Below are 13,659 nucleotides of genomic sequence, written 5' to 3'. Positions count from 1 at the left end.
GGCCGCAAGCCTAAGGGGACCGGAAGCCGTGTCTAACGCTTTGCTAAGAAGCGAGCGGGAGGTTGCCGCACCCGGCGGATTTAGCAAATGCTTGGCGGTGTATCGGGCAATTCGATTACCCCGGAACGCCGTTTGCCACACCTCAACCGTCCCCGCATGCCGTCGGTTGCGCTGCTAGGCTGCCTAGGCTGCCGGTTTCTGGTCGGGGGGCTTGTGAAAAGGCGAGATGTCCCGTCCAGCCGAAGTGACGGCGGAACGAAACAGCAGGATTCGGACGGGAAGAGCAGCGTGCGGGGCGCAGAGATCAAGGGCGAGATTACCGCCCTGACGGGGCTCCGTATCGTCGCCGCGCTCTGGGTGGTGCTGTTCCACTTTCGGCCGATGCTCGGCGACCTGTCGCCCGATTTCCTCGAGAACCTCGCACCGGTGCTCAATTGCGGCGCCCAGGGCGTCGACCTGTTCTTCATTCTCAGCGGGTTCGTGCTGACCTACAACTATCTCGACCGGATGGGCAGATCCTGGTCGACCCGCGCAACCCTGCACTTCCTGTGGCTGCGCCTGGCCCGGGTGTGGCCGGTATACCTGGTCACGTTGCACCTCGCCGCCCTGTGGGTGATCTTCACCCTGCACGTCGGTCATGTGCCGTCGCCGGACGCCGCTTCGCTCACCGCGATCAGCTACGTGCGCCAGATCCTGTTGGTGCAGTTGTGGTTTGTGCCGTTCTTCGATGACTCGAGTTGGGACGGGCCGGCCTGGTCGATCAGTGCGGAGTGGCTGGCCTACGTGCTCTTCGCGGTCCTGGTACTGGTCCTGCTGCGGATGAAACAGGCGACCAGGGCGCGCAGCCTGATGGTCTTGGCGTTCGCGGCCTCGCTGCCGCCCGTGCTGATGTTGCTCGCCAGCGGCCACTTCTATACGCCGTGGAGTTGGCTGCCCCGGATCGTCACCCAGTTCACAGCCGGCGCACTGGCCTGTGTCGCGGTACGCAGGCTGCGGCTGAGCGATCGTGGCCGTCGCGTCGCGGGATACGTCTCCCTGCTGCTGCTGGCCGCGATGGTGGGCGTGCTGTATTGGTTTGGCGCGCACCCGATATCGGGAGTGGTGGAGAACGACAGCGGCGGCGTGGTCGACGTGCTGTTCGTTCCGCTGGTGATCTCGCTGGCCATCGGGCTGGGTAGCCTGCCGCGGGTGTTGTCGACTCGGGCGATGGTGTACGGCGGCAAGATCTCGTTCTGCCTGTACATGGTCCATGAGCTGGTGCACACCGCCTGGGGCTGGGCCGTGGAGCAATTCGAGCTACCCACCCTGGACAATCCGTGGAAATGGAACATCCTGGGCCTGCTCGCGATTGCGCTGGCCGCCTCGGTGCTGCTGTATCACGGCGTCGAAGAGCCCGCGCGCCGCTGGATGCGCAGGATGGTCGACGTCAGGGCCGTCAACGCGAGAACCGATCCCGGCGACTCGAACAGTAAGCTGCATCCCATCGACCGTCCGCTGGAAGCGGTTTCGGCCCGCGCGGTGTGATGGCCGCCTCAGCGGCCGGCCGCGATTCACGGGGAATACTCGATGGGGACGCGGCGGCACCCGACTATGCCGTTCACAGTGGAGGTGAGAGTGAGTCGTCTGGCCACCTTTCTCATTGGGTTGAGTTTTCTGGCGGGCGTGGCCATCGCATACCCGGGGCAGGTGCGCACCTACGAGACTTTGACGCTCGACTTCCGGCTGAATCATGTGGCGGTGGTTGGGGATTCGTACACCACCGGGACTGCGGAGGGGGGTCTGGGCTCGAGATCGTGGACGTCACGCGCCTGGCAGCTGCTCGGCTCGCGGGGTTCGCGGATCTCGGGCAGCGTGGCGGCGGAGGGCAGGGCCGGTTATGCCACCCCGGGTGACCACGGCAGTATCTTCGAGGACCTGACACCCAGGGCGGTCCAGCCCGACGATGCGCTGGTGGTGTTCTTCGGCTCCCGCAACGATCAGGGTGTGGACCCCGGGACCCTGACCGCAAAGACGCACGCCGCTTTGGATGTGGCGCGCCAGCTCGCGCCGTCGGCGCGACTGCTGGTGATCGGACCGCCGTGGCCCACCGCCGATGTGCCGCCGTCGATGTTCCTGATCCGCGACGTCCTCGCCGGCGCGGCCGGGGCCGAGGGGGCGACGTTCATCGACCCGATCGCCGAACACTGGTTCGTCGGCCGGCCCGACCTGATCGGCGCCGATGGGGTCCATCCGAATGACGCCGGCCATCAGTACATGGCGGACAAGATCGCGCCACTCATCCGCACCCAGCTGTCGACCTGACTCAGGCGTGGCCGGCCGCTGCCCGGGCGAGCTGAAGCCGCGATGACACACCGAGTTTGGCGTAGACGTGCGTCAGATGGGTCTGCACGGTGCGCGGCGAGACGAACAACCGCGCCGCGATGTCTTTATTGGGCAACGCTTTTGCTGTCGGTGGCTCAGTCGTTCGCGTGCCGCTCGTAGTCCCAGCGCTCCAAGCGGTCCTGCACGTGCAGGAAGCCGATTCCGGCGAAGGGTGCGGCCAGTGCGATGCAGACCAGCAACAGCGGAGACATGACCCTAAAACCTCCAAACACCCTTCACTGATCTGACGTTGGTCAGCCATGAGAGGTTCATTTCAGCACTCACCCGTCCACCAGGGCGCGGTCGGCGAGCGCACCCAGCAGCGGTGCCACCAACTGCGCGTACTCGGTCGTCACATGGTTGTCGTCGCGGAACACCAGGGTGTTGCCGACGATGAGCGGGCAGCGGTCGGGGGTGCAGAACAGGTCGGTCAGGTCGGCGTAGCGGCCGCCGCTGCGGGTCGTCACCGCCTGCTCCGCGGCGATCCCGTCGCCGTCCACCGCCGCGGATCTTGTTGGCGCACAGGCATTCACGTCGTCGAGGTGGGCGGACAGGCAGGTCGGCGCCGAGGAATGCGGGTCGGCGGCGGGCCCCAGCACCAGGACGGTCGCGCCGGTGCCGCGCAACTGCGCCACCGTGCGTCCCAAGGTGTCGATCCACGCCGGGTCATACGAGGTGAAGCCGAAGTCCCCGCCGTAGCGCCGACTCATGTCCAGCACGATCAGCCGTGGGTGTTCGGCGTTCATCCGGTCCATGATCTGCGCGCGCCACTGTTCGCATTCGGTGTACTCGCGGCCCAGATACGGGCTGACGATGTGCAGGTCCTGCAGCGGGCAGGTCACCTTGGCCAGCGTCTCCAGCCGCCAGTGCCGCTGCTCGGCGAGCTGCTCGAAGGCGGGGTTCCACATGGCGGCGTGTGAGTCACCGATCAGGGCGACGGTGGTCGGCGAGGCCGTATCGCCGGTCGCACACTCGCTTTGTCCGACGTCGCGCCAGGACCGCACGCAGCCGTTGACGAAGACGGCGGCCTTGTCCGCGGGCGCCTTGGCCAGCGGCGGATCCAGGTTGGAGGGCACGGCTCGCAGTCCGGCGGCCGCCGCGAGCGCCAGCCGCGCCTGGTCGAACCCCTGACGAACCGCCGCCTCCTGCGGGCTGACGGCGGGAACGTTGGTCGGGGGCGTCGCGATGATGTTGGCGCGCGGGGCGGCCACGCCGTGGCCCACCGGCGCCGGTATCACGTTGAGCAGCAGCATGCATGCGCACGCGGTGGCGGCGCTGGCACCGCCCGCCACCACCAGGCTGACTTTCGCCGACCGGCGCAGCGCCGCGGCGAAGCGGCCGGGGTTCTCCACCAGGTGCAGGGTGATGACGGCAAGTCCGGCGGAGACGGCCGTGGCGCTCAACCTGGCCGGCAGCCCCGCGGGCTCGCCGAGCAGCGCCGGCATCAGCAGCAGCACCGGCCAGTGCCACAGGTACCACGAGTAGGAGATCCGGCCGATGGCGCGCATCGCCGGTCGGCACAGCAGGCGACCGGGCCCGAGTCCACCGGTGACGGCGCCACCGCCGATGATCAGCGCGGTGCCCAGCACCGGCAGCAGCGCCGCGGTACCGGGATACGGGGTGTGCGAGTTAAGCTGGGTGCAGGTCAGCACAATCAACGCCAGGCCGCCCCAACCGACGACCGTTGCCGCCCGCAGCGACAGCCGGCGCCACTGCTGAATCGACAGGGCCACCAGGCCACCGGCGGCCAACTCCCAGGCGCGGGTGGGTAGCGAGAAGAACGCCCACGACGGCGACGTGCGGGTCCACAGCGTCCCGGCCGTCAACGATGCCGCGGCGACCACCGCCAGGACCGCCGCGTACGGGACGGTGCGCGTCGAGGACCCGCGAAGACGCGGGATGCGCCGGACCGACCAGGCGACGGCGATGATCAGCACCGGCCACACCAGGTAGAACTGCTCTTCCACGCCAAGCGACCAGTAATGCTGGAACGGTGACGGGGCGTCGGAGGTCAGGTAGTCGGTGCCGCGCAGCGCGAACCGGTAGTTGCCTACGTACAGGGCGCTGGCGATGCCGTCGGAGAACACGCTGCGCGCCTGCAGCGGGGGCAGCACCGCGGCCGCCCCGGTCGCGGTGATGGTGCCGACGATGGCCGCGGCCGGCAGCAGCCGCCGGGCGCGCGCTCCGTAAAAACGGCCCAGCCGAACGGTATTCGTCGTGCTCGCCTCGCGAAAGAGCAGCCCGGTGATGAGGAAGCCGGAGATGACGAAGAAGACGTCCACACCGATGTAGCCGCCGGTGATCCCGGGGATGCCCGCGTGGTAGAGCACGACGGCGATCACCGCGACGGCGCGCAGTCCTTCGATGTCCGGCCGGAATCCCCTTCGAGAGGTCGGCCGCGCAGCCGGGCGTGGGCTGCTGGCGACCGATTCCTGCCGACGTGTCATCTGCGTGGGCTAGGTCGCCATCCAGGCCAGTTCACCGGGCAGTTGACTGCGCCAGTAGGCAATGTCGTGTCCGCCCAGGGAGAAGCTGCCTGCCGGTTGGGTCTTCAACTGGTAGACGAATTGCTTTGTGGCGAAATAGAAGCGGTCGAAGTTGCCGCAGTCCACCCGCAGCGGTATGGAGTTCAGCGCCGACAGGCCCATCACGCTGTTCTGCACGAAGTCGTCGTTGCTGTCGAACGCCCCGGGGGCACTGGTCGCATACGAGGTGTACAGCGCTGGGCTGATCGCGCAGATGCCGGCGGTTCGGGCCGGCCCCAGCTTGGCGCCGAGACGAAGCGCCCCGTATCCGCCCATCGACCACCCCATGAAACCCACCCGGGAAGTGTCGAACCCCATGGTGGACAGCATCGGCAGCAGCTCGTCGAGCACCATGGCGCCGGAGTCCTCACCGGAAGTCCTTTTGTGCCAGTAGGTGTTGCCGCCGTCGACGCCCACCACCGCGAACGGCGGCTTGCCCTCCTTGACCAGCTGGGCCAGCCCGTCTGGGACACCCATGTCGAGCATCTGATTGGCGTCGCCATCCACGCCGTGCAACGCGATCACCGGGCGCAGCGCACCGGTCTGGCCCGGCGGCAGGGCGATCACGTAGTTGGTCTTGATCCCGCCACGCGCGGCCGACACGAACGACCCGGTGAGCCGGGTGGGCAGCGCTTTGCCCGCCGTCGGCGGCTCGAACGGCGCAGGAGCCTGCGGCAACGTCGCGGCGCGCGAAGCGGCCGGAGCCAGCAGCGAGCCGAAGGTGAGCACGCCGGTGGCCCCGAGGCTGGCACCGGCGCCCATCCGGAGCACCGCTCGGCGTGTGAGATCAGGCATGATCGCAATAATGCCGCCCTGAGCGGGGATTACCCGCCGAGCCACGCCGTATTGGAAGCATTGTGTGATCTGGCGTGATCTTTCGGTGCCGAAGCGGTGACCTGGTAGGCCGTCCGACCGCCGCCCCTCGCGGAAAATGTCGGCGCCGAGTTGCGGCGGCGACCGGACCGTAGTCATGGTAGCGCCGATCCTGCCGGTTGCCGCCGCCGGAGATCATTGCGATCGTATTGCCTTCTGGGACAGCGGGAGACGCGGGCGCTGCCCGACCTCTGCCCGGTGGCCCGACGTCTGCGTTCGGCGCGCGCTGCTGTCGGCTATCGCGGTGCCGGCGGCGTTGTACCGAAATGCAATCTGGCAGGTTTCAACCCTCGCCCGGCGGCGCCGACTCCAGAAGGATGAAGCGAGTCTGGCGTGTGCACGGGGGCGAAAGCGGAGCGAAGAAGGATTGTGAATTGAGTCTCGCGTTTCATTGGTTTCTGCCGACCTACGGCGATTCGCGGAATCTGGTCGCGGGCGGGCACGGCACGGCGATGTCCGGTGACCGGCCGGCCACACTGAAGTACCTGCACCAGATCTGCACGGCAGCCGAAGACAACGGTTTCGAAGCCGTCCTCACGCCCACCGGATTGTGGTGTGAGGACGCATGGTTGACGACGGCGATGCTGGTCGAATCGACCGAGACGCTGAAGTTCTTGGTTGCGTTCCGCCCAGGGATGCTGAGTCCGACCCTGGCCGCGCAGATGGCCGGCACCTTCCAGCGGCACTCGGAGGGGCGGCTGCTGCTCAATGTGGTCACCGGCGGCGAACCGCACGAGCAACGCGCCTACGGGGACTTCCTGGACAAGGAGGCGCGGTACGCCCGCACCGCGGAGTTCCTCCACGTGGTGCGGCAGTTGTGGACCGCCAAGGAGCCGGTCACCTTCGCCGGAAAGCACATTCAGGTCGAGGGCGCGCAGCTGAACAACCCGCCCGACCCGATACCGGCGGTGTTCTTCGGCGGTTCCTCGGCATCCGCCGGGCCGGTGGCGGCCAAGCACTCTGATGTGTATCTCACCTGGGGCGAACCGCTGACCGCGGTCGCCAAGAAGCTGGACTGGATCCGCGGCCTGGCCGTTGACGCCGGCCGGATCCTGCGGTACGGCTTGCGGATTCACGTGATCAGCCGCGACACCGCCGCCGAGGCGTGGGCCGAGGCGGACCGGTTGCTGGCCGCGATCGACCCGGCGGACGTCGAGCGGGTGCAGGCCAGCCTGGCGCGCAGCGAGTCGGAGGGCCAGCGTCGCATGCTGGACCTGCATGGCGGCGACAGCGGCAAACTGCTGGTGGCGCCCAACCTGTGGGCCGGCGTGGGCCTGGTGCGCGGGGGAGCGGGCACCGCCCTGGTCGGGTCGCACGCCGAGGTGGCCGAGCGGCTGGCCGAATACGCCAGGTTGGGCATCAGCCACTTCATTCTGTCGGGGTATCCGCATCTGGAAGAGGCCTACTGGTTCGGCGAGGGCGTGTTGCCGATTCTGGAGCGGATGGGTTTGTGGCGCCATCCCAACCGCCAGTCGCACCCGGCGGCGGCGACGCCGTTCGCGGTCGCCTCGGCGCACTGACGGGTCATGGCGTCCACCCTGCCCGCGTCCGCGGTCGCCACCCCGGCGCCCGGCGCGGTTGACGAATCCGCCGAGCAGCAGCGCCGGCGGTTGCGCATCGTCGTCGCGGCGAGCCTGTTGGGCACCACCGTCGAGTGGTACGACTTCTTCCTCTACGCCACCGCGGCGGGCCTGGTGTTCAACAAGGTGTTCTTTCCCGACGAGAGTTCCTTGGTGGGAACACTTTTGGCGTTCGCGACGTTCGCCGTCGGGTTTGTCATGCGGCCCATCGGGGGCCTGGTGTTCGGCCACATCGGCGACCGGATCGGTCGCAAGCGCAGCCTGGCCCTGACCATGCTCATCATGGGCGGCGCGACGGCGCTGATCGGGGCGTTACCCACGGCCGCACAGGTCGGGGCGTGGGCGCCGATACTGCTGCTGGCCCTGCGCGTGCTGCAGGGGTTCGCGCTCGGGGGGGAGTGGGGCGGGGCGGTGCTGCTGGCGGTCGAGCACAGCCCCGGCGACCGGCGCGGCCGCTATGGGGCGGTTCCACAGGTCGGCTTGGCGCTGGGCCTGGCACTGGGCACCGGCGTCTTCGCGTTCCTGCAGGCCGCCTTGGGCCAGGCCCGGTTTCTGTCCTACGGCTGGCGGATCGGCTTCCTGCTGAGCGTGCTGCTGGTGGTGATCGGCATCGTGGTGCGGCTGCGGGTCGAAGAGACCCCGGCGTTCCGTCAGTTGGGTGCCCTCGCGGGAGCGGCCACCGTGCCCATCCGGGACATCGTCCGCGAACCCCGTTCCCGGCGAAACACTCTGCTGGGATTGCTTTCTCGCTGGGCGGAGGGCTCGGCCTTCAACACCTGGGGCGTCTTCGCGATCAGCTATGCCACCGGCGCGCTGGGCTTCAACAAGGTCTCGGTTCTGGTCGTGGTGACCATCGCCGCCTTGCTGATGGCGGTGCTGCTGCCGGTGTCTGGAAAGCTGACCGACCGGTACGGCGCACGACGGGTGTACATGGTGGGCGTGACCCTCTACGGCCTGGCGGCCTTTCCGGCGTTCGCCTTGTTCGGCACCCGCAACCTGGTCTGGTTCGGACTGGCGATGGTCCTGGTGTTCGGTGTGGTGCACGCGCTGTTCTACGGTGCACAGGGGACCCTGTACTCGTCGCTGTACCCCACCGGCACCCGCTACACCGGCTTGTCGTTCGTCTACCAGTTCTCGGGCGTGTACGCGTCCGGGGTGACGCCGATGATTCTCACCGCGCTGATCGCGGCCGTCGGTGGCGCGCCCTGGCTGGCCTGCGGGTATCTGGTTGCGACCGCGGTGATCAGCGTGGTCGCCACGGCGCTGATCCGCGATCGGGACCTCTACCTGTAGGTCGTTGTTGCTGTGGGCCGCGAAGCCCGCTAGCGTCCGGGCATGGCTAGCAATCCGCAACTGCGCCAAGGACTGTCGCAGCGCCAGCTCGGCATGATCGCCCTCGGCGGCGTGATCGGCGCCGGGCTGTTCGTCGGGTCCGGCGTGGTGATCAGGGACACCGGTCCGGCCGCGTTCCTCACCTATGCCCTCTGCGGTCTGCTCATCGTCCTGGTGATGCGGATGCTGGGTGAGATGGCGGCGGCGAACCCGTCGACCGGTTCGTTCGCCGACTACGCGGCCAAGGCGCTGGGCGGCTGGGCGGGATTCTCCGTCGCGTGGCTGTATTGGTACTTCTGGGTGATCGTGGTGGGCTTCGAGGCGGTGGCCGGCGGCAAGGTGCTCAACTACTGGTTCCATGCCCCGCTCTGGCTGCTGTCGCTGTGCCTGATGCTGTTGATGACCGCGACCAACCTGTTCTCCGTGTCGTCATTCGGTGAATTCGAATTCTGGTTCGCCGGAATCAAAGTCGCGACGATCGTGGTCTTCCTGGTCGTCGGCACGGCGTACGTCCTGGGATTGGTGCCGGGCCACCACGGTGGCCTGGCGAATTTGCACTCACATGGCGGGTTCTTTCCCCACGGCGTCGGCGCCGTGTTCGCCGCGATCGTGGTGGTGATCTTCTCCATGGTGGGCGCCGAGATCGTCACCGTCGCCGCCGCGGAGAGCCGCGACCCCGAGCTCGCGGTGCAAAAGGCGACCCGGTCGGTGGTGGCGCGGATCGCGGTCTTCTTCGTCGGTTCGGTTTTCTTGCTCGTGGCGCTATTGCCCTGGGATTCCGTGGAACTCGGCGCCTCGCCGTACGTGGCGGCGCTCAAACACATGGGACTTTCCGGGGCGGATCAGGTGATGAACGCGGTGGTGCTGACCGCGGTGCTGTCCTGCCTGAATTCCGGTCTCTACACCGCGTCGCGCATGTTGTTCGTGCTCGCCGAGCGGGGCGAGGCCCCGATGCGGTTGGTCAGACTGAGCGGACGTGGCGTCCCGCACTTCGCGATCCTGTGTTCGTCGGCGGTTGGATTCGGCTGCGTCATCATGGCGCGGGTCGCGCCCAACACGGTGTTCCTGTTCCTGCTCAACTCGTCGGGCGCCATCATCCTGTTCGTCTACTGGCTGATCGCGTGCTCGCAGATGATCTTGCGCCGCCGGACGCCCGCGGAGAAATTGACGGTGAAAATGTGGTGTCACCCGGTGCTGTCCATTCTCACACTGATCGGAATCACCGCCGTGCTGGTGCAAATGGCGTTCGACCACACGGCCCGCAGCCAGCTATGGCTCAGCCTGCTGTCCTGGGCCGTGGTGGCCGGGTTGTACTTGCTGGCCCGATCTCGCGGGCGCATCCGGGTGTCGGCCGGGGATTAATGCTTGAGTGCCCTTACCCCGCATGCGCTTCGCTGCGGGTCCTCAGCAACCCGAGCCGCTGCAGATCGGTGACGTATTTGTCGATCAACCCCTCGGTCACGTGCGGCACGTCCTTGTCGCTTCCGATCCCCGCGGATTGCACTGCGGCACGGAACTTTTCAGCGGGGATACCGGTACCCTGCGTCGGTTCACCGGGCTTGGCGTAGGCGTTCATCAGCGGCAGCAGGGAGTTCTTTCGCTGCTTCTCGGGCAGTGCCTTCATCGCCTCGGTGAACCTGGCCAGCCACTGCTGGTAGTCGTCGATGCGCTCGATCTGGTGCCCGTCGGCGATGAGCCAGTCGACGAAGGTGTCCAGCGAAACGCCGTCATCGTGGGTGTTGAGCACGTTGTAGGTGTGATAACCGCGCCGGGCGCGCGCCCCGAGGGTGGTGATGGCCTCGGCGGTGAAATCGGCCGGTAGCCCGTCGTAATGGGCGCGCTGCGGATTGCCGGACGCATCGAGCTGGTAGAACGACCGCGGTGCGATCCCGGTGGCGACCAGGCTCAAGATCAGGCGGGTGAACATGTCCGGCACGTTGAGCTGACCGGCGAAGTCACTGTGCGCCAGGATCATATCGGACCGGAACACCGCGACCGGCACCCCGCACAGGTCGTGCGCCTCGCGCAGCAGCACCTCGCCCGCCCATTTACTGGTGGCATAACCGCTGGCATACGACTCGTCGAGGGGCCGCGACGGGCTCGCCAAGCGCACGTCGACGTCCTCGCCGATGAAGCCGCCGTCCGGCAGCGTGGTCATTGCCACGGTGGAGATGTAGTTGATCGGCTTGAGCCGCTTGGTGATTGCGAGTTTGATGATCTCGGCGGTCCCCACCACGTTGGGTCCGAACAGCTGGCTGTAGGGCAGCACGTGGTTGACCAGGGCGGCCGAATGCACGACGAGGTCGACCGACCGGGCGAGCCGCTCGTATGTGGGTGTGTCCAGGCCGAGGTTGGGCGCCCCCACGTCACCGACGAGCACCCGCAGCTGCTTGTCGGCCAATTGACGGAAACGCTCGGACAATTCGGCGTCTCCGCTGTCGATCGCGGCCTCGATGCGCTGACGTCCGGCGGCCGGGTCGGCGCCGCGGGCCAGGCAGATCACCGTGCCTCCGACGGGCGCCAGGCGCTCCAGCCAATCCAGGCACAGGAAGCGCCCGAGGTAGCCGTTGGCTCCGGTCAGGAGCACGGTGGTGATGGTGCCGGTCGGCGCCGGCAGGTGGGGCGCGACCGCCAGCGTGTCGGCGTCGATGAACTTGTCCAGGGTCAGATCCTCGGCACGGGCGACGGTGGCGTCGCGTCCGTGTACCGATGCGAATGTCGGCCGGGTCGACACCGAGGTACGTTCGCCGTCGACGAAGTTCGCGACGGTGGCCAGGTTCGCGGTGGGGCTGACGATGGTTTGCACCGGCACGTCGACGTTGAAGATCTCCGACAGCAGCGTGGCGAAGGAAAACGCGGACAGCGAATCACCGCCGAGTTCAATGAATTTCGCGTCGGCGCGCAGCGCGGTGTCCACCGGCAAGCCCAGGGTGGCGGCGGCCGCCCGCCGGACCGTGTCGAGGGTGGGCAGCTCGCGGCTGGCGGCGCGCAGCTCGCCGAGCTGGTTGCCGTGGCTGGCCTCGATGTCGTCGTACATGGCGTCGAGGCGTTCGCCGTAGCGCGCCTTGAGGGCCGGGCGCAGCAGCTTGCCGACCCCGGAGAGCAGCCCGTTGTCGCGGGTGAATCGGCGTGACTCCAGCAGAAAATCGCGCGGGATCTCGTAAGGGTGCAGGCGGGCGTCGGCGGCGATGCGTTGCAGCGAGTCCGCGATCAGGGCATGCGCGTCCCCGTCACCCACCGCGTCCTCGTTCGGCACGATCACCGCGAGCAGGAATGGCTGCTCGCTGCTGCCGTAGAGAAAGATCTGCCGGATGTACGGGCTCGTCGAGAAGGTGGCCTCCAACTGTGCGACCGCGACGAATTCCCCCTGCGAGAGCTTGATCACGTTGTTGCTGCGGTCCAGATACATCAGGTGGTCGGGGCCCAGCTCGGCCATGATGTCACCGGTCTTGTAGAACCCCTCGTCGTCGAAGATCTTCGCCGTCAGCTCGGGGTGTTTGAAATACCCGGGAATCAGGTTGCCGGCCTTGAGGTATAGCTCACCGCGCGGGTACGGCTTGTCGGTGGTGAGGTAGCCCAGCTCGGGGACGTCGACCAGTTTGTAGTCGGTCACCGGTGGGCGCCTGATCCTGCCGTCGCGGATGATGCCGCCGCCGGTCTCGGTGGTCCCATACCCGTCGGCCACCGGGATGTCGAGCAGCGACTCCATGAAGGCATGCATCTGCTTGGACAGCGGGGCGCTTCCGCACATCGCCGAGATCACCCGTCCGCCCAGAAAGTCTTGCCGCAGTTCGGCTTTCACCGCGTCATCGAGCTGCTCGCCGTACAGCTCACCGCTGGAGCGCTGGTCGAGCTCCTTGCGGTAACGGCGAAAGAACATGTCGCACACCCGCGGAACGAGGTTCAGGGCGGTGGGCCGGACCAGGGCGATGTCGTCGAACAGGGTGGACATGTCACTCTTAGCGGCGAAGTAGCCGATCCCCCCGGAGGACAGGGTGGCGATCAGCCACTCCAATCCGTATACGTGCGACAGCGGCATGTACTGCAGGTGGATCGCGGGAATCAGCCTGCCGATGTCCACGGAAGGACTGTGCGGTCGCTGCCAGGTCCGGGTCAGCATGTCGACGGTGTACATGGCCCCTTTCGGGGCGCCGGTGCTGCCGGAGGTGTAAATCAATGTGGCCAGCGGGTTTTCGCCGTCGGGCGGGACGAACGCGGCAGGCGGCGGGAGTCGGCGGCCCGACTCGAGTTCGGCGGAAAGCGACACCACCGCGGCGCGGTGCCCGGCGTCGAGTAGCCGAGCGCGGGCGTACAGGTACTCGTGGTGCTGCTCGTCGTCGTCGCTGGTGTAGTCGAACACCACCAGACGTTCGACCGAGGGCGCGTCGATGACGACATCGACCGCGGTGCCCAGCGACTCGACGCTGACGGCAAGAACACGCGGTGCCGTCTCGGCGACGATCGGGCCGAGCCGGGCCGCCGTAGAACTGGTCTGCAGCGGCACGAACACCGCACCCAGCCGGATGCAGGCCAGGTAGTGCACGACGTAGTCGACGCTGGTGAAACCCAAGACGCCGACGAAATCGCCCGGGTGTAAACCGCCGGCCAGGCCGGATTGCCACGCCGCGGCCAGCGCCGTGACCCGCTCACCCAGCTCGCGGTAGGTGATGGTCTCGAATCCGGATAGCAGTGTCGTCGCCGCGCGGTCCGTCGCCGGGTCGCGCACCACCTCGCAGGCGCGCTGCCCCAGCGCGGGCCGGTCGGCATAACCGCTCAGATAGGTCTCGACGACTTCGGCCAACCGCAATCCCGGGCGATGCGCGGCTTCGGTCACTTCCGGCAACGGAGCGGCTGCCCGAAACTGCGGGTCGTCGGCATACAGCTGCTCGATGCGCTCGGTCAGTCGCTGTTCGCGGCCCGAGTCGGTGTCGGTCTCAGTCATCGGCGGCTTCCTCTCGTCGCGGCGGATGCCGGTGCCGTATACCCGC

At 67.6% G+C, this 13,659-nt stretch carries 8 protein-coding genes and 1 pseudogene; 5 read left to right on the top strand and 4 right to left on the bottom strand.

All coding sequences use genetic code 11. The features are described 5' to 3' along the window. Nucleotides 1-288: 288 nt before the first annotated feature. Both ACIUM1_RS11075 and ACIUM1_RS11070 read left to right on the top strand, forming a co-directional pair. A complete protein-coding gene (locus tag ACIUM1_RS11075) occupies nucleotides 289-1,524 on the top strand; it encodes an acyltransferase family protein (RefSeq protein WP_406817195.1) in 1,236 nt (411 codons plus the stop codon). 90 nt (nucleotides 1,525-1,614) lie between these two features. Beyond that, a complete protein-coding gene (locus tag ACIUM1_RS11070) occupies nucleotides 1,615-2,301 on the top strand; it encodes an Rv0518 family GDSL lipase (RefSeq protein ID WP_406817194.1) in 687 nt (228 codons plus the stop codon). Nucleotide 2,302: 1 nt separating this feature from the next. Here the strand turns inward: ACIUM1_RS11070 and ACIUM1_RS11065 are convergent. The 3 genes and pseudogenes from ACIUM1_RS11065 to ACIUM1_RS11055 form a co-directional block, all read right to left on the bottom strand. After that, nucleotides 2,303-2,443 (bottom strand): annotated as a pseudogene (locus ACIUM1_RS11065) (response regulator transcription factor); the annotation flags it as partial. Nucleotides 2,444-2,642: 199 nt separating this feature from the next. Then, entirely contained in the window at nucleotides 2,643-4,808 is a 2,166-nt protein-coding gene (locus tag ACIUM1_RS11060) for an acyltransferase family protein (protein WP_406817193.1), read from the bottom strand. Between the two features lie 9 nt (nucleotides 4,809-4,817). Next, on the bottom strand, nucleotides 4,818-5,681 hold the full coding sequence (locus ACIUM1_RS11055; RefSeq protein WP_406817192.1) for an alpha/beta hydrolase: 864 nt from the start codon (nucleotides 5,679-5,681) through the stop codon (nucleotides 4,818-4,820). A 452-nt stretch (nucleotides 5,682-6,133) separates the two neighbouring features. Between ACIUM1_RS11055 and ACIUM1_RS11050 the strand changes: the two genes are divergently transcribed. Genes ACIUM1_RS11050 through ACIUM1_RS11040 form a run of 3 tightly spaced genes read left to right on the top strand, consistent with a single transcriptional unit; the run spans nucleotide 6,134 to nucleotide 10,033 of the window. Beyond that, nucleotides 6,134-7,279, top strand: coding sequence for an LLM class flavin-dependent oxidoreductase (locus ACIUM1_RS11050; RefSeq protein ID WP_406817190.1), 1,146 nt, complete (start codon nucleotides 6,134-6,136; stop codon nucleotides 7,277-7,279). 6 nt (nucleotides 7,280-7,285) lie between these two features. Continuing rightward, nucleotides 7,286-8,632, top strand: a complete 1,347-nt coding sequence (locus ACIUM1_RS11045; protein WP_406817189.1) for an MFS transporter — start codon at nucleotides 7,286-7,288, stop codon at nucleotides 8,630-8,632. 42 nt (nucleotides 8,633-8,674) lie between these two features. Then, nucleotides 8,675-10,033, top strand: a complete 1,359-nt coding sequence (locus ACIUM1_RS11040; RefSeq protein WP_406817188.1) for an amino acid permease — start codon at nucleotides 8,675-8,677, stop codon at nucleotides 10,031-10,033. Nucleotides 10,034-10,046: 13 nt separating this feature from the next. Here the strand turns inward: ACIUM1_RS11040 and car are convergent, their stop codons facing one another. After that, nucleotides 10,047-13,613, bottom strand: coding sequence for a carboxylic acid reductase (car, locus tag ACIUM1_RS11035; RefSeq protein ID WP_406817187.1), 3,567 nt, complete (start codon nucleotides 13,611-13,613; stop codon nucleotides 10,047-10,049). Nucleotides 13,614-13,659: the final 46 nt, after the last annotated feature.

This window comes from Mycobacterium sp. M23085, assembly GCF_045343915.1.
Lineage (GTDB): Bacteria > Actinomycetota > Actinomycetes > Mycobacteriales > Mycobacteriaceae > Mycobacterium.
The sequence above is the reverse complement of the archived record's forward strand: the minus strand, read 5'-3'. Positions and strand labels throughout refer to the sequence as shown.